Raw genomic sequence first — 17,315 nt, forward strand, 5'->3', positions numbered from 1 at the left:
GAATACGTTAAGGGTAGTAATTTTTTTAGTGATAAAATCATAATTATAAGTTATAATTATGAAACATTACTAAAATGAATACTGTATACATGGTTACGGTGGCATTTAGTAACATAAAGAGAGAGAGAGAAGGAGAGACTTATGAGAAAAATGAAGACTATGGATGGTAATACTGCGGCAGCATATATTTCTTATGCATTTACTGATGTAGCAGCTATCTTCCCAATTACCCCATCCTCACCTATGGCGGAGGCTGTTGATGAATGGTCTGCTCAAGGTAAGAAAAATCTTTTTGGTCAAACTGTAAAAGTAATGGAAATGCAGTCAGAAGCTGGTGCAGCTGGTGCTGTTCACGGTTCTCTGCAAGCTGGTGCATTAACAACTACTTATACTGCATCACAAGGTTTGCTACTGATGGTTCCTAATATGTATAAAGTTGCTGGCGAACTTTTACCAGCCGTCTTCCATGTGAGTGCGAGAGCGCTTGCTGCGAATTCTCTTAATATATTTGGTGATCACCAAGACGTTATGGCGGCTAGACAAACTGGCTGTGCTTTACTAGCAGAAAGCAGTGTACAAGAAGTTATGGATTTAAGCGCTGTAGCTCATTTGGCAGCCATTAAAGGAAAAGTTCCATTCATCAATTTCTTTGATGGTTTTAGAACTTCTCATGAAATACAAAAAATTGAAACAATTGAATACGCTGAACTAGCAGAAATGTTAGATATGAATGACGTTGATGCTTTCAGAAGAAATGCACTCAACCCTGATCATCCAGTACTTCGTGGTACTGCACAAAATCCTGATATTTATTTCCAAGAAAGAGAAGTTTCCAATAAGTATTATGAAGCTCTGCCAGAAATCGTTGAAGATTACATGGCTCAAATTACTAAATTGACAGGCAGAGAATATCACCTGTTTAACTACTATGGTGCACCTGATGCTGAAAGAATGATCATCGCTATGGGTTCAGCCTGTGAAGCCATTCAAGAAACTGTCGAACATATGAATGCAAATGGTGAAAAAGTTGGTCTACTTGTTGTTCGTTTATACAGACCATTTTCAATTGAGCATTTCTTTAAATATATTCCTGAAACTGTTAAGAAAATTGCCGTTCTTGACAGAACAAAAGAACCTGGCTCTTTAGCTGAACCATTATACCTTGATGTAAAAACTGCTTTCTATAATAGAGAAACTCGTCCTGTTATCGTTGGCGGAAGATATGGACTCGGTTCTAAAGACGTAATACCAGCACACATTGTTGCGGTTTATGATAACTTGAAAGCTGATGAGCCTAAAGATGGTTTTACAATCGGTATTGTTGATGATGTAACAAATCACTCTTTACCAGCTGGTGAAGATATTGATCCTACTCCAGAAGGAACTAAAGCTTGTAAGTTCTGGGGACTTGGTTCAGATGGTACTGTTGGTGCTAACAAAAGTGCGATCAAAATTATCGGCGATAAAACAGATATGTATGCACAAGCATATTTTGCTTATGATTCCAAAAAATCTGGTGGTATTACTGTTTCTCACCTTAGATTTGGTAAGAAACCAATTAGATCGCCATATTTGATCAATAAGGCTGATTTTGTTGCTTGTCATAACCAATCTTATGTTGATAAATATGATGTATTGGCTGGACTCAAACCAAATGGTAATTTCCTTTTGAATTGTATTTGGAGTCCAGAAGATTTAGAAGAAAAATTACCAAGTTCTATGAAACGTTATATTGCTAAAAACAATATTAACTTCTACACTTTAGATGCTGTGAAAATTGCTCAGGAAATCGGCCTGGGTGGTAGAATTAACATGATCATGCAGTCCGCATTCTTTAAAATTGCTAACATTATTCCTTTGGAAGATGCTATCAAATATCTTAAAGATGCAGTTGTTGGTTCTTATGGTAATAAAGGCCAAAAAGTTCTTGACATGAATAATGCAGCGATTGATGTTGGCGTTAATAACATTGTGAAAATTGATGTTCCAGCTAGCTGGGCAACTGTTGCAGACAAAGCTGCTGATAAAGCTACTTTTGCTTGCGCATGTAGCGACACTGCTCCTAAGAAAGAAGTACCTGAATTTATTACCAACATTCTTGTACCAATGAACAGACAAGAAGGCGATTCCTTACCAGTTAGTGCATTTGTTGGTGGTATGGAAGATGGTACTTTCCCACTTGGTACTGCTGCTTACGAAAAACGTGGTATTGCTACCAATGTTCCAGAATGGCAAATGGATAAATGTATCCAATGTAATCAATGTTCTTATGTATGTCCGCATGCTGTTATTAGACCAGTACTTGTCAATGAAGAAGAAATGGCTAATGCACCAGAAGGCTTTATTGCAAAAGCAGCTGTTGGTGCTAAAGAATTGCAATTCAGATTGGCTATTTCTCCATTAGATTGTACAGGTTGTGGTAATTGTGCTCAAGTTTGCCCTGCAAAAGAAAAAGCATTGATTATGAAACCTCTTGACACACAGTTGAACCAAGTTCCATTGTGGGATCATGTAGCTAATATTTCTCCTAAAGCAAATCCAATGAACAAGAAAACTGTTAAAGGCAGTCAATTTGAACAACCACTTCTTGAGTTCTCTGGTGCTTGCGCAGGTTGTGGCGAAACTCCTTATGCTAAATTGGTTACCCAATTGTTTGGTGATCGCATGATGGTTGCAAATGCTACAGGTTGTTCATCCATCTGGGGCGGTAGTGCTCCATCAGTACCATATACAAAAAATCATTTAGGACAAGGTCCAGCATGGGCAAATTCCTTGTTTGAAGATAATGCTGAATTTGGTCTTGGTATGCATTTGGGTGTGAAAGCTGTAAGAGAAAAAGTTGCGACTGACATTAAAGAAGCTATGACTTTAGATATCAGTGCTGAACTTAAAGCTGCTTTTGCAGATTGGTTAGAAAATATCGATAATGGTGAAGGAAGTCGTACAAGAACTGCTGCGATTACTGCACTTTTGGAAAACGAAAAAGGCGATATCGCTGTATTGAATGAGATCTACAAGAATAAAGATTTCTTAGTGAAGAGATCACAATGGATCTTTGGTGGCGATGGCTGGGCATATGATATCGGTTTTGGTGGACTTGATCATGTTCTTGCATCCGGTGAAGACATTAATGTCTTAGTTATGGATACTGAAATTTATTCTAACACTGGTGGTCAAGCTTCTAAATCAACTCCGGCTGCAGCTATTGCACAATTTGCTGCTAGCGGTAAAGCCACTAAGAAAAAAGATCTTGGTATGATGGCAATGAGTTATGGCTATGTCTATGTAGCGCAAATTGCTATGGGTGCTGATCACAACCAAACATTAAAAGCAATTGCAGAAGCAGAAGCTTATCCTGGTCCTTCACTCATTATTGCTTATGCTCCTTGCATCAGCCATGGTTTGAGAAGTGGTATGGGTAAAAGCCAACTTGAAATCAAAAATGCTGTTGCATGCGGATACTGGGGAATGTATCGCTACAATCCTACGCTTAAAGAGCAAGATAAGAATCCGTTCATCATGGATTCAAAAGAACCAACCGGTGATTTCCAAGAGTTCTTGATGGGTGAAGTTCGTTATTCATCACTTAAGAAACAATATCCAGAATTAGCAGATGCTTTATTTGCTAAAACTGAAAAAGATGCTAAAGATCGATTAGCAACATACAGAAAACTTGCTCAAGGATAATCAATTATTGGTAAGTTAGTCATAGGTAAAAAGGCATTTGATAACCCGTAGTGCGGGGGATTAGATGCCTTTTTACTATTGATTTTTGTAGAATGAGAATTTATAATGAATTACGAAGTCGTAATCATATAGATTGTTTTACATATAGATCGATCTTGTAGGAAAGGAGTCTGAATTTTTGTATGAATATTTTATACCGTAAAGGTAAAATTGAAGATTGTTCTAAGATTGCTGAAGGAATTGATCGTGCTTCTGGTGGTATTGTAGCTTTTTTATTTCATGATTTATTTAATGATTCTAGTGCTGCAGATGTGATGGCAGATTTCTTGCGTGACGGAGTTGGTTATGAATCCTATGAAAATGCAATCGTTGCTGAATGCGAGGGGGAGATTGTTGGTATCGTATATTCTTATCCATCTAAGCATCACGGAATTACTGATGAGGCAAGAGAATTTTTCCCTCAGGATAGATTAGATTTTTTAGGGGATTTTTTTAATTCCAGAGTAGAGAATAGTTTGTTTTTGGATTCTATTTATGTAGATGAAAAATTTCGAGGACAAGGTGTTGGTAGCAAATTAATTGCCTTGACGAAAGAAAAAGCTAAGGAAAATGGTTATCAGCAATTGAGTTTAATGGTTATGAATGAAAACATCACAGCGCGGCGTGCGTATGAGCGGAATCAATTTCAAATTGTGAAACATATTGATGTCAAAGAGCATCCTCTTATTCCTAATAAAGGTGGAATCTATTTATTAGTGAGCGATGTTGATAAATAAAATTAAGATTTAAACGATTTCTAATTTTATCTAAAGCGTAGCGAAATTTAGCCAGCGGATAAATAATCAAATAAACTTGATTTGGAAAAGGTTCTATGTTATCATACTAATGGGAAAAGAACATTATACCTGAGGTATACGTCACTCTCATTTATGTTCAACCTACTCATTGTCTTAGGGAGTTTAAACTTATGCGGATGTCATGCCTCCTTGAGAGGACGGCAAAAACATAATCTAGAACACCCACCTGCGAACTAGCAGGGTTTGAACATATCGGGGGAACGGTACTGCGGGTTAATGTCTTATATTTTTGTAAAAAACAGAGGTGTATCACCTCTGTTTTTTACATTCGATTTTATATAAAAGTCAACCAGGAACAGGATGTCACTGGCTGACTTTTTTGGGATATAATTTATATAGACTTTTCAGTCTATCATGAAATACAATAAAGTAAAGAAGTGTGAAGTATAGGATAGTCAAAGCACTAAGGAGAGATAAATGTTGCGAAAGTTTATCCTTGTATATAATCCTGTGTCAGGTGATGCGAGTTTTAAATTCAAATTGGATCATGTCATAGAAAATTTTCAACATAAAGGATGTATTGTTATTCCCTTTCGGATAACAAATAAACAAGATACAAGTGAATTTGTTCTTTTGACTCGGGAATTTGCTGTTGAAGGAATCATTGTATCAGGTGGTGATGGAACTATTCATCAAGTCATCAATATTATGGTTGATCATAATCTAGACTTACCACTAGGAATTATTCCAAGTGGAACATCAAATGATTTTGCAGCCTATTTACAACTTGAAAAAAGCATTGATATGTGTGTAGATGTTGTTGTGAGAGGCATTATTAAGACTTTTGATGTAGGGAAAGTAAATGATAAATACTTTTTTAATGTAGCGAGTGCAGGACTCATGACATCTGTTGCTCATAGCGCAGATGTAGCGCTTAAAAATACTTTAGGTAAGATGGCCTATTATTTTAAGGGATTGGGTGAATTACCTAATTTTAAAGCACTAAAAATGCGAATTACGGCTGATGAGCATGTTATTGAAGAGGATGTTTTTTTATTTTTAGTGATGAATAGCGGTACAGTTGGGGGTTTTCCCCGCTTAGTACCTTATGCTCAGATTGATGATGGTAAACTTGATTTATTGATTGTTAATAAGTGTAATTTACCGGAATTGATGAGTTTATTTATTAGTTTCTTGAAAGGTATACATCATAATAGTAAACATGTTACCTATATACAAGCACAAAATATTCGCATTGAATGTATAGAAGAATTAGATAGTGATCTAGATGGGGAACTGGGTCCAAAGCTACCCCTATCAATTGAAGTTGTTCCCGGTAAAGTCAAATTCTTTTGTGTATCATAAAGGGGGACGCCATGACTGCTATTAACAGCTGCCAACATCATGTACTTCCTAATTGGAAAGCTTTCATTGGTGGAGAAAATCATGTACATGGTCTTAGACCACAAATCATTGAATCCTGGGTCCGCTGCCAAGAAGCTAATGTTAATCCCTATAATAATTCGGTTCATAGTCGATTAGATGGAATTGATCTTCGTAAGAGGCTTGCGGAGAAAGAGGAACTTATAAAAGTTGCCAAACCAATTATGGGAAATTTATACCAATTTGTACAAGGGTCTGGTTTTGTTGTTGTATTAACAGATGAACAAGGGTATGTCATGGAAATATTTGGTGATAAAGATACGTTAAAGAACCCAATGACAAATAATTTCTTCCAAGGTGCTGGTTGGTGTGAAGAATTGGCGGGGACGAATGCCATTGGGACTGCTCTTGTTATTCAAGCACCGATCCAAGTTTCGGGGGAGGAACATTACTGTCAAAAACACCACTGCCTAACGTGTTCGGCAGCGCCTATTTTTGATCACAATGGGCAGATGATCGGAATACTTGATATGTCTGGGGCTTCTGCCACCTCTCATTTACATACTTTGGGTATGGTAGTAGCAGCAACGGAAGCAATTATGGCGCAACTTGATATAAGGCGGAAAAATCAAGAATTGGCCTTATCTAACCATCGTCTGACCAACATATTCAATACAATGTCAGATGGAGTTCTGATGGTTGATGAACGAGGCATTGTCAATCAGTTGAATCCAGCAGCAAAAAAAATTCTCAATCGAAGTGAAAGAGAAGTATTAGGTATGGCGATTGATCGGATTTTCGGTGGTAAATCATACTTAACGAAGGAAATGTTAGCTAGTAAAGAGCCTTATGAAGATATTGAAATTATGGTAAATACCAATAAATGTACATTTCATTGTCTTGCAACTGGTGAACCCTTGACTGATGAACAGGGGAAAGTGATCGGTGGAGTTATTATTTTACGTCCAATTAAACAGATACAAAATTTAGTGAATCGATTTAGTGGCTATTGTGCAACGCTACAATTTAGTGATATCGTCGGTGAGAGTGTGGAGATATTAGAGGTTATACGGGTGGCTTCTCTGGCTGCTGTCACATCATCTACCATTCTATTGCAAGGTGAAAGTGGTACTGGCAAGGAAATCTTTGCTCAAGCCATTCATAATCACAGTGAACAACGCAAGGGACCTTTTGTGGCACTGAATTGCGGTGTGATACCGCGAGAATTGGTTGGTAGCGAGTTGTTTGGTTATGTTGAAGGAGCTTTTACTGGTGCAGTGCGAGGAGGAAAACCAGGGAAATTTGAATTGGCTTCAGGCGGTACTTTATTTCTAGATGAAATTGGTGATATGCCATTGGAACAACAAATTGCCCTCCTTAGAGTATTGCAGGAAAAAAGTGTGACACGTATCGGTAGTGACCGCGTGATTCCTGTCAATGTGAGGGTTATTTGTGCTACAAATAAAAATTTATCCCAAGGTGTAGAAAAAGGATCTTTCCGTCAAGATCTTTATTATCGTCTAAATGTTATCTCGATTACGATTCCACCCCTGCGTAACCGCGTAAAAGATATTCGCCTTTTATTTAAATATTTTTTAAATAAAATAGGTCGAGATCGAGGTTCTAAATTTTCTGTTGAACCAGCAGTGATAGAATGTTTAGAGCGATTTAACTGGCCAGGTAATGTCCGAGAATTGCAAAATGTAGTTGAACGAGCGATTAGCCTAACCGAAGCAGAGGTCATTACTGTAGCGCACCTGCCGATAGAAGTTTATGCACCACAAAAATCAGTGCAGTTTCAATCACAACCCTTATCTCTTCCTGTTATACAAGAAAGTTTTGGACGTGAACAACGACGGAAATTATTGGATGCAGCAGAACGTCAACAGATTTTAGTCCTCCTATCAAAATGGGGAGGTAATGTGAGCATAGTAGCCCGAGAGTTGGGAGTTTCGCGTAATACTCTCTATCGTAAAATGCGTTTATACGAAATAGAGAATTAAAAATAGGCCATATATGTCATGTTAATGTTGCAGATGTGTGACAGATATGTGACAGTTTTTATTGAAATGCTGTTCCTTAATGATACGGAATGGCATTTTTTTGATTTAGAAATAAAAATTTTACCTGATAAAATTGGGTACAGGTAAGGGGTTTAGCACAAAGTAAGGATTTTTAAAAACTGAATTTTCAAAAATAAATTTATATGGCATGATAGTTGCAATAAATGTAAATGACAACTGTTGAGCAAAAGCATATTCTGATTTATGTATTAAGGTTTTAGTTGTGTATGGTTCGTTGGTAAGCCATACGGAAGAAAAAGAAATACAGTGCTCTACCCGAGCGGTAAACAAAGCAAAGCGCTGTGTTCTTTTTTGCGCTTTGCTTTGCTGCGTAATCAGAAAGTATAACGCTTTCTTGATTACAAATAAGAACGACTAAGATTTATACCTACGTCTGAGGATTTGGCACAAGTTAAGTCTTTTCTTATGTTTATTATTTGTATAAGGACGTGAATCAATGAAAGTGATACCCGTATGGGAGGCAGAAGGTACAGTATTATGCCATGACATTACAGAAATTATTCCAGGAAAGGTAAAAAGTCGAGAGTTTAAAAAAGGACACATTGTAAAAAAAGAAGATATACCCAGACTATTGAAGTTGGGAAAAGAGCATCTTTATGTCTGGGAAGTCAATCATAAGGTTTTGCATGAAACAGATGCGGCAATGCGAATTGCTAAAGCAGTTGCTGGTGCAGGGCTAGTTTTAACAGAACCTGTTGAAGGTAAGGTTGAGCTTAAAGCAGAGATCGCCGGATTGTTAAAAATCAATATCCGGGCATTGGAAGAAATTAATGAAATTGAAGAGGTTGTACTAGCTTCTATACATTCAAACCAATTAGTCAGTGTTGGAAAAGTCGTTGCTGGTTGTCGGGTTGTCCCTTTGGTCATTGACGTTGATAAAATATGTGATGTAGAAAAAATCGGTCATTTAGACTTTCCAATTGTGGAGATCAAACCTCTAAGCTCACTAAAAGTCGGCATTGTTACAACAGGCAGTGAGGTTTACCATGGTCGTATAAAAGACCAATTTGGACCTGTTTTACAAAAGAAGATAAGCCAATTAGGCAGTACGGTTCTAAGGCAGATCATAGTTGATGATAACATTGACATGATCAAAGATGGGATAGAAACACTGATACAAGAAGGGGCTGAGATGATTGTAACAACGGGTGGGATGTCAGTTGACCCCGATGATGTAACGCCAGCAGGCATTCGAGCAGCTGGTGGAGAGGTCGTTGTTTATGGCGCGCCAGTACTTCCTGGTTCAATGTTTATGTTAGCTTATATTGGAAAGATTCCTGTATTGGGTTTACCGGGGTGTGTCATGTATCATAAGACAACCATTTTTGATCTGGTTGTCCCCCGAATTTTAGCAGGAGAAAAAATAAGTCGCAAAGATATTACACGTTTGGCTCATGGAGGGCTCTGTACAAATTGTGATCCCTGTCAGTACCCACATTGTGGGTTTGGCAAAGGAAATTAAGGGTTTTAGAGGTTGCTACCTTTGAAATACAAATAAAAATAAAAGGAGAGTGTGAAATGCAAAAGAAGGTATTGAAAATTAATGGACTACCTAGGACTTTGATTGTTGACCCAGAAACCAGTTTAGCAAGTGTACTTCGAGAACAACTGTTATTGACTGGCTGTAAGGTTGGCTGTAATCAGGGGCAGTGTGGTACTTGTACAATTATCATGGATGGGAAGTTAGTCCGTTCGTGCATTGTCAAGATGAAGAGAGTACCGGAAGACGCTTATATTACCACAATTGAAGGCCTTGCTACACCTGAAAATCTCCATCCCCTGCAAGTTGCCTGGATGGCATATGGTTGCGCCCAGTGCGGTTTTTGCAGCCCTGGATTTATCCTGTCAGCAAAAGTATTGCTTGATAACAATCCAAGTCCTACAAGAGAACAAATTCGTGATTGGTTCCAAGTCAACCGCAATGCTTGTCGTTGTACGGGTTACAAGCCTTTAGTGGATGCTGTAATGGCAGCTGCTAAAGTTCTTCGCGGTGAGATGCATAAAGAGGAATTACTTTATAAACCTGTGGGTAATAAAATCTATGGGACTACTTATCATCGTCCTTCAGCTCTTCGAAAAGTAACTGGTACTTGGGATTTTGGTGCTGATGTTGCCTTGCAAATGCCCCCTGGGACGTTACGTATGGCTTTGGTGCAAGCTGAAGTATCTCATGCTAATATTATAGGAATTGATACGAGCGCCGCTGAAAAGATGCCTGGTGTTTATAAGGTTATTACTCATAAGGAAGTCAAAGGTAAAAATCGTATTACTGGTCTGATTACTTTTCCAACGAATAAAGGGGATGGTTGGGACCGACCGATTCTTTGTGATGAAAAAGTATTTCAGTTTGGTGATGCCATTGCCATTGTTTGTGCAGACACGGAAGAACATGCTAAAGCTGCCGCTGCAAAAGTAAAGGTCGATTTGGAAATTTTACCGTCTTATATGAGCGCTCCAGCTGCCATGGCTCCAGATGCAATTGAAATTCATGCTGGTGTACCCAATGTTTATTTTGAACAAGGCATTATAAAAGGGGAAGATACTGAGCCGATTATGAAGCAATCGGATATTGTCACAGTAGAAGTTGATACGGTTTCCAGTCGTCAACCTCACTTACCTCTAGAACCTGACTGTGGATGTGCCTATTTTGACGAGGAAGGTCGTTTGACCATTCATTCGAAGAGTATTGGGATTCACTTACATCATGCAATGATTGTAGCCGGAATTGGTATTGAACCTGAAAAATGTCGCATTGTTCAAAATCCTACAGGCGGAACTTTTGGTTATAAATTTAGCCCGACAATTGAAGCTTTGCTTGGTGTTGCTTGTCTTGCAACAGGTAAGCCTGTTTCTTTGAATTTTACCATGTACCAAAATATTACCTATACGGGGAAACGTTCTCCTGGATTTGTAAAATGTAAACTTGCTGCTGATGAAGCTGGTAAACTTCTTGCCATGGAAACGGACTGGTTTATTGATCATGGTCCTTACTCTGAATTTGGAGACTTGTTAACCTTGCGTCAAGCCCAGTTTACTGGTGCTGGTTACGATATTCCACGTATTCGCGGTAAAGGTCGTACTGTGTGTACCAATCATGCTTGGGGATCAGCTTTTCGTGGGTATGGCTCACCACAAGCTTTCTTAGCTTCGGAAATTGCTATGGATGAATTAGCCGAAAAACTTGGTATGGATCCATTAGAATTGCGTTTCAAGAACATCTATCGGCCAGGTGCAACAACTCCTACGGGACAGGTGCCAGAAGTATTTTGCTTGGAAGAAATGCTTAATACTCTTCGTCCTTTGTGGCAAGAAGGCAAAAAACGTTGTAAAGAACTTTCAACGCCGGAAAAAACAAGAGGCATTGGGTTATCACTTGGCATTTACGGTTGTGGTCTTGATGGACCAGATAGTTCAGAAGCATGGGTTGAACTAACTCAAACGGGTGTGACTGTAGCTGACTCTTGGCAAGATCATGGGCAAGGAGCCGATATCGGTACGTTAAGTCATGCCCATGAAACTCTGCGTCCTCTTGGTATCAAGGTTGAGCAAATTAAACTTCTCATGAATGATACGGCATTTACGCCGGTCAGTGGTCCGTCGGGTGGTAGTCGTTCCAATGTCATGACAGGTAATGCCATTCGCGTTTCTTGTGAAATGCTGATGAATGCCATGCGTAAACCTGATGGCACATATCGTACATATGACGAAATGGTAGCAGAAAATCTTCCCCTTCGTTATAATGGCAAATGGACAGCATCCATGTGTACTGACTGTGACCCTGTGACTGGTCAAGGTAAGCCTTTCCCAATTTATATGTATGAACTATTCATGCCTGAAGTTGAAGTTGATATGAAAACAGGTAAAGCCAAAGTGGTTAAGTTTACCACCGTTGCTGATGTTGGAACCATTACGAATAAGACGACGTGTGATGGTCAAATCTATGGTGGTTTGGCTCAGGGGATTGGCCTTGCTCTGACAGAGGATTTTGATGATCTTAAGAAACATACCAATTTAGTGAATTGTGGTTTACCCTTTATTTATGATGTTCCTGATGATATACAGATTATCTATAACATAAGTCCACGGGAACATGGGCCCCACGGTGCTGCAGGTGCTGGCGAAGGTCCGCTAACGGCTCCCCATCCAGCGATCCTCAATGCGATCTATAATGCATGCGGTGTGCGTATTTATTCAATTCCTGCATTACCAGAAAAAATTAAAGCTGGTCTTACAGCCATAGCTGCAAAAGATCAGTCATAGTTCTTATAAAATATAACCTAAAACGAATTGAAAGATTTTATCTTTTAGTTCGTTTTAGGTTTTCTATCATAGGAAAATATTCAATTTGATAAATGTAGAATGGGAGGAGCCTATGGAACAAAAAGTCTTGCGCGAAAGGGAGAACCGATGTGTTCAAGAGCAACCTCCAGGATGTACCGCTGCTTGTCCGGTTCACGTTGATGCCCGGGGAATCGTTGCTGCAATTAGGAAAGAGGACTATAAGTCAGGAGCTCAATTATTCTATAAAATGATACCATTCCCTAGAATTATCAGCCAAATTTGCGATCAACTTTGCCAGCAGCAATGCACGAGGAAAGAGATTGATGAATCTATTTTCATGAATTGTTTAGAAAAGATTTGTGTAGACAAGAGTCCTGAACTCGCTCTTAAACTGATACCGATACAACTAAAGAGTCAAAAGGTTGCTATTGTTGGCGGTGGCTTGAGCGGTTTAACAGCTGCCGTTGAACTTGGCAAGAAAGGATATCAGATCGTAGTTTTTGAAGGAACAGATCGTTTGGGAGGGGGTATTTGGGTTTTTTCGGAAGGTAAGCTGCCACGCCAGAATATTATTGATGATTTTTCACTTCTGACAAAATTACCAATTGAAATTAATGTTAAGACAATCGTAGGGAATCAAAGGGATTCTAATCGATCTTTTGCTAACATCATTGAATCCTTTGATGCTGTTTATTTAGCAATTGGCTCCACTGATCTGACTGTTTTAAATTTAGATTTGGAACTTGATGGAAAAGGAAATATTGAAATTGATCCCATAACAAAAATAACGAGCAATCCCAAGGTCTTTGCTGGTGGTAGTCTTACATTAGGGCCTAATCATAAGTCGCCAATTACCTCAATTTCTCATGGGAAACTAGCTGCCAATTCAATTGATCGATTATTACAAAATGCATCATTGACAGCTAGACGAGAAAATGAAGGATCCTTTAAAAGTTTGTTATATACAAATATCGATGGTATCGAGCCGCAAAAAGGAATATTCAGTGTGAGCCCCGATGCAGAATATACGACAGAAGAAATTTTGCAAGAAGCCAATCGCTGTTTGCTATGTGAATGTTTGGAGTGTGTAAAAGTATGTGAGTACCTTGCGCATTTTCATGCTTATCCTAAACGTTATGTGCGAGAAGTGTACAATAATTTATCCATTGTAATGGGAGTCCGTCATGCAAATAAGATGATTAATGCATGTAATTTATGCGGTTTATGTGAAGAGGTTTGTCCAGGGAAATTAAATATGGGTGAGATATGCCGAGAAGCAAGACATGTCATGGTTGAAAAAGGGAAAATGCCACCATCGGTTCATGATTTTGCTTTGAGGGATATGCAGTTTAGTACAAGTGAGGAATCTGTGCTTGCTAAACATCAGCCTGGTTTTTCTTCGAGTTGTACTGTATTTTTTCCAGGATGTCAGCTCAGCGCATCTTCGCCACAACACGTGAAAAAAATGTATCAATTTCTGTGCGAAAAAATAACTGGTGGTGTGGGATTGATGCTGGGGTGTTGCGGTGTTCCAGCCGACTGGGCAGGGAAAGAACAGTTATTTCAAGAAACTCTGGAAAATATAAAAGATCATTGGCGTATGCTCGGTACTCCTAAGGTCATTACAGGGTGCCCGACATGTTATAGTATTTTTAAACGCTTTTTTCCTGAGATGGTTGTCGAATCGATGTGGACACTCTTGGAGAAGATTGGGTTACCAAGTGAAACACATGAAAAGCTGCCTCCATTGACACTCGCTGTACATGATACTTGTACGACAAGGCATGAAACGGAGCTGCAGCAGAGTATACGAACTATCTTGCATCAACTCGGTCATCATGTTGAAGAGTTAAAAAATAGTCATGAAATGACAGAATGCTGTGGCTATGGGGGATTAATGCTTTTTGCTAATAAAGACATTGCCCACAAGATGATCCAGAAACGCATTCATGAAAGTGATCATGATTATCTTACTTATTGCGCCATGTGCCGCGATAATTTTACCAATCAAGGTAAACGAACATATCACTTATTAGAGTTAATTTTTAACATAGAGGGGCAAGACCTCGCTGGTCAAAAAGGTCCTGGTTATTCTGATCGGCAAGAAAATCGGGCAAGACTTAAAGCAACATTGCTGAAAGAACTATGGGGGGAATCAATGAATAAAGAAGACGATATGATGCTGATGATTTCTGAGCATGTAAAACAGCTTATGGAGGAAGGAATGATTCTAAAAAGTGATGTTGCCCAAGTGATCAAATATGCTGAAAGTACAGGAAATAAATTGAAAAATATAGAAAAAAACACGTATACTGCTTATTTCAAACCCGTTAGTGTAACCTATTGGGTAGAGTATTCCTTACAGGAAAATGGGTTTGTCGTACATAATGCTTATAGTCATAGATTAGAAATAAAGGGATGATGAGGTGGTTCAGATCGATAAGCAAGTTCAGGATCTTATGATTTGTAACAAGTGCCAGATTCCTCTTACGCTAGGAAAAGTAACCTTGTCTTATCTCGGGAGCGATTTTCCTGTTGAACTTTATAAATGCTCTCAATGTGGGTTGGTATTCATTCCTGAAGAGTTGGCAAAAGGTAAAATGGATCAAGTGGAAAAGGCGTTGGAGGATAAATGATGGGGCAGGATCGTTCAAATTTATTTGAAAAGAATATTTTTGCTACTATGCCAGAAGGAATTCGCCCTGGTGGATTGATGCTAACAGAGCGCCTTGTTGATTGCTGTAATTTTCAAAATGGAGCAAAGGTTGTTGATGTTGGATGTGGTACTGGAAGTACGGTGCAGTATCTTCGGGATGTGTGGAATTTAGATGCATCTGGAGTTGATTTATCAGCAGTACTATTAGAGCGAGGCAAAGAGCGTAGGATGGATTTGCCAGTCGTCCAGTCACCGGGAGAGGATTTGCCATTTGTCGATCATTCTGTTGATGGCGTTCTCGCTGAGTGTAGTTTATCGGTTATGAGGAGTGTTAGTAAGGTTCTCGCAGAGATAAATCGCATACTAATTCCTGGTGGAAAGCTAGGGATCACTGATCTTTACGCTCTTGATGAGAGTTGTTGTAATTCAACATGTCATCCATCTGGCGTGTTGAATTACAATGAAATTGTCCAGGTGCTACTCGATCATGGTTTTGAAATCATGGTCTTTGAAGATCAGTCTAAGCTTCTCAAAGAATTTATTGCAGGTTTCATTATGGAGTATGGTTCAACTGATGAACTTTGGCACTGCGTGGGAATGGAAAAGACTGATAAAAAAATAAATAAAGTAGGCTATTATTTGCTGATTGCAAAGAAATGTTCCTAAGAAAGGAGGCAGACTTTGAATAAGAATACATGTCCTCGTTGTACAACTGAGCTTATTGATATTCCTTTATATAAATGCGTACGATGTTTTAGTGTATATTGTAGAGCGTGTGGAGATACCAGTGAAGGAAGGTTTTGTCCCCAATGCCGAATGTCGCAGCGCATGATCATTTCACCCGATAAAATAAAATAAACATCCCTGGGTGAAGGATGTTTATTGCAATGAGATGATTATTTATGGTTGCAAAGAGGGGCGTCAGGGCCGTGGCCCAGTAGATTATTTATTTTGGTGATCGCTGTATCAGAGTAGAAGGCTATTTGTGAAGGGTTACCTTCTAATGTTTCGCCGAATAATCGTATGCCATTATCTGTTTCAACGTATTTTATGGGTAGATTACGTCTGAATCGTTTTCCTGTATGCTTGTCGATCACTTCTACGACCACTGTATCGGATTCGATTTTATCAAGAAGATTAGTTTCCTCAATTTTTTTACTCATGTTAGTAACCTCCGTATAAAATAATTAAGTAGTATAGTGTATATCTATAGTAATCTGATTATGGAAAAAATTCAATTTATTTTTAGGTCCCATTCTTAAAGATTGCCATTGACCATATTGAGTGTAAGTTGGATAGTCTTGTGAATGATAAGTTTTAACTTTCTTCAAGAGGAGGGCTTTATATAATGTTTCATAAGATCTTGTCTGCAATTGATCATGATAAAAGAGTAGATATTGTGACTGTAATTGAAGCTAATTCTGATAAACTGATTGGAAAAATGCTGATGATTCATGCTGATGGAAGAGTAGAGGGAGAATGGGATGAAGTCGTTACTCGGCAGATTGTTGATAGAATAAAAGAGTTATCATGGATTAAACCAGTGACTCTTTTCATGGAAGATCAATCAGGCAGAAAAATTCGGATTTTATGGGATCGAATTTCAAGTCGGTTTAATGCTGTTGTATTTGGTGGAGGACACATCAGTCAGCCTTTGGTGCAAATGCTTTTGTTATTAGATTTTATTGTGACAGTTGTGGATGATCGTCCTGAATTTGCCAATCAATTTAGGTTTCCTGGTGCGCATAAAGTGATTTGCGAAAGTTTTCATCAGGCTTTTACACAACTGGACATTGGCGAGGATACAGCTGTTATTATCGTAACGCGGGGGCATAAATACGACATGGAGTGCTTGCGTGCAATGATGGTGAGTAAGGCGCGCTACCTAGGGATGATTGGCAGTAAAAAGCGTGTAAGAGAAGTGCTCAATCTTCTCCAAGAAGAAGGAGCGCCCGAAGAGCTACAAAAACGGCTTAAAGCCCCTATTGGTCTTGATATTAAAGGAGAAACACCTGCAGAAATAGCAGTCAGTATTGTTGCTGAAGTCGTTAGTGTATTTCGTGGTGGTGGGGATGGTGCTTCGTTAAGTAGACGTAGGGAGGTGCTTTGATGGACCGGGAAATGCTCAGGAAAATTTGTGAATGGCAAAATAATGGAGAAAAAGTAGCTCTTGTGACCATCGTTGCAACAAGAGGATCGACGCCTCGTAAGACAGGTAGTAAAATGCTGATTTTACCTAATGGTAAATCTTTCGGTACAATTGGTGGTGGCTGTGGAGAAGGGGAAGTTAGACAACAAGCCTTAACGGCACTTGATGAAAATCGCTCAAAACTCTATACAGTGACTATGTTGAATGAAGTGGCTGCGGATGAAGGAATGGTGTGCGGAGGGATTATGGAAGTCTTTATCCAAATTGTCTAAAGAAAT

General features: G+C 38.9%; 13 protein-coding genes and 1 other RNA gene. 13 read left to right on the forward strand and 1 reads right to left on the reverse strand.

What is annotated here, in order from left to right; genetic code table 11:
• Positions 1-141 precede the first annotated feature (141 nt).
• The 11 genes from nifJ (at position 142) to ACAN52_RS07870 (ending at position 15,746) form a co-directional block, all read left to right on the forward strand.
• The gene (gene nifJ / locus ACAN52_RS07820) at positions 142-3,687 is read left to right on the forward strand and encodes a pyruvate:ferredoxin (flavodoxin) oxidoreductase (protein WP_378954043.1); all 3,546 of its coding nucleotides are present in this window, start codon (positions 142-144) and stop codon (positions 3,685-3,687) included.
• 182 nt (positions 3,688-3,869) lie between these two features.
• On the forward strand, positions 3,870-4,463 hold the full coding sequence (locus ACAN52_RS07825; RefSeq protein ID WP_378954044.1) for a GNAT family N-acetyltransferase: 594 nt from the start codon (positions 3,870-3,872) through the stop codon (positions 4,461-4,463).
• 123 nt (positions 4,464-4,586) lie between these two features.
• Positions 4,587-4,762, forward strand: a non-coding RNA gene (ssrS, locus tag ACAN52_RS07830) — 6S RNA.
• Positions 4,763-4,961: 199 nt separating this feature from the next.
• The gene (locus tag ACAN52_RS07835) at positions 4,962-5,849 is read left to right on the forward strand and encodes a YegS/Rv2252/BmrU family lipid kinase (protein WP_378954045.1); all 888 of its coding nucleotides are present in this window, start codon (positions 4,962-4,964) and stop codon (positions 5,847-5,849) included.
• Between the two features lie 11 nt (positions 5,850-5,860).
• Positions 5,861-7,870: a sigma-54-dependent Fis family transcriptional regulator gene (locus ACAN52_RS07840; RefSeq protein WP_378954047.1), complete on the forward strand. Its 2,010-nt coding sequence runs from the start codon at positions 5,861-5,863 to the stop codon at positions 7,868-7,870.
• 517 nt (positions 7,871-8,387) lie between these two features.
• Positions 8,388-9,413 (forward strand): molybdopterin-binding protein, encoded by a 1,026-nt coding sequence (locus ACAN52_RS07845; protein WP_378954049.1) that lies wholly within the window; start codon positions 8,388-8,390, stop codon positions 9,411-9,413.
• A 56-nt stretch (positions 9,414-9,469) separates the two neighbouring features.
• Positions 9,470-12,211, forward strand: a complete 2,742-nt coding sequence (locus ACAN52_RS07850; RefSeq protein WP_378954051.1) for a molybdopterin-dependent aldehyde oxidoreductase — start codon at positions 9,470-9,472, stop codon at positions 12,209-12,211.
• A 112-nt stretch (positions 12,212-12,323) separates the two neighbouring features.
• Positions 12,324-14,654: a pyridine nucleotide-disulfide oxidoreductase/dicluster-binding protein gene (locus tag ACAN52_RS07855; RefSeq protein ID WP_378954052.1), complete on the forward strand. Its 2,331-nt coding sequence runs from the start codon at positions 12,324-12,326 to the stop codon at positions 14,652-14,654.
• Between the two features lie 4 nt (positions 14,655-14,658).
• Complete coding sequence (locus ACAN52_RS07860; RefSeq protein WP_378954055.1) at positions 14,659-14,868, forward strand: DVU_1557 family redox protein; 210 nt, start codon at positions 14,659-14,661, stop codon at positions 14,866-14,868.
• Entirely contained in the window at positions 14,865-15,554 is a 690-nt protein-coding gene (gene trsM, locus ACAN52_RS07865) for a DVU_1556 family methyltransferase (RefSeq protein ID WP_378954056.1), read from the forward strand. The genes ACAN52_RS07860 and trsM overlap by 4 nt, the downstream gene beginning before the upstream one ends.
• A gap of 15 nt (positions 15,555-15,569) precedes the next feature.
• Positions 15,570-15,746, forward strand: a complete 177-nt coding sequence (locus tag ACAN52_RS07870; RefSeq protein WP_378954058.1) for a hypothetical protein — start codon at positions 15,570-15,572, stop codon at positions 15,744-15,746.
• Between the two features lie 38 nt (positions 15,747-15,784).
• On the opposite strand, the gene ACAN52_RS07875 is transcribed toward ACAN52_RS07870, so the two are convergent.
• The gene (locus ACAN52_RS07875; protein WP_378954059.1) at positions 15,785-16,051 is read right to left on the reverse strand and encodes a hypothetical protein; all 267 of its coding nucleotides are present in this window, start codon (positions 16,049-16,051) and stop codon (positions 15,785-15,787) included.
• Between the two features lie 185 nt (positions 16,052-16,236).
• Here ACAN52_RS07875 and ACAN52_RS07880 point away from each other — a divergent pair, with 185 nt between their 5' ends.
• Positions 16,237-16,998, forward strand: coding sequence for an XdhC family protein (locus ACAN52_RS07880; protein WP_378954060.1), 762 nt, complete (start codon positions 16,237-16,239; stop codon positions 16,996-16,998).
• Entirely contained in the window at positions 16,998-17,309 is a 312-nt protein-coding gene (locus ACAN52_RS07885; RefSeq protein WP_378954062.1) for an XdhC family protein, read from the forward strand. The genes ACAN52_RS07880 and ACAN52_RS07885 overlap by 1 nt, the downstream gene beginning before the upstream one ends.
• The last annotated feature ends 6 nt before the right edge of the window (positions 17,310-17,315 follow it).

The sequence above is a fragment of the Pelosinus sp. sgz500959 genome (assembly GCF_042610375.1).
Lineage (GTDB): Bacteria > Bacillota > Negativicutes > DSM-13327 > DSM-13327 > CTSoil-075.

Bases quoted from the DNA above. Each gene is read 5' to 3' on its own strand.
- ACAN52_RS07840 (WP_378954047.1), top strand. From the start codon at position 5,861: ATGACTGCTATTAACAGCTGCCAACATCATGTACTTCCTAATTGGAAA.
- ACAN52_RS07850 (WP_378954051.1), top strand. From the start codon at position 9,470: ATGCAAAAGAAGGTATTGAAAATTAATGGACTACCTAGGACTTTGATT.
- ACAN52_RS07880 (WP_378954060.1), top strand. From the start codon at position 16,237: ATGTTTCATAAGATCTTGTCTGCAATTGATCATGATAAAAGAGTAGAT.
- ACAN52_RS07885 (WP_378954062.1), top strand. From the start codon at position 16,998: ATGGACCGGGAAATGCTCAGGAAAATTTGTGAATGGCAAAATAATGGA.
- trsM (WP_378954056.1), top strand. From the start codon at position 14,865: ATGATGGGGCAGGATCGTTCAAATTTATTTGAAAAGAATATTTTTGCT.
- ACAN52_RS07855 (WP_378954052.1), top strand. From the start codon at position 12,324: ATGGAACAAAAAGTCTTGCGCGAAAGGGAGAACCGATGTGTTCAAGAG.
- ACAN52_RS07835 (WP_378954045.1), top strand. From the start codon at position 4,962: ATGTTGCGAAAGTTTATCCTTGTATATAATCCTGTGTCAGGTGATGCG.
- nifJ (WP_378954043.1), top strand. From the start codon at position 142: ATGAGAAAAATGAAGACTATGGATGGTAATACTGCGGCAGCATATATT.
- ACAN52_RS07845 (WP_378954049.1), top strand. From the start codon at position 8,388: ATGAAAGTGATACCCGTATGGGAGGCAGAAGGTACAGTATTATGCCAT.
- ACAN52_RS07875 (WP_378954059.1), bottom strand. From the start codon at position 16,051: ATGAGTAAAAAAATTGAGGAAACTAATCTTCTTGATAAAATCGAATCC.
- ACAN52_RS07825 (WP_378954044.1), top strand. From the start codon at position 3,870: ATGAATATTTTATACCGTAAAGGTAAAATTGAAGATTGTTCTAAGATT.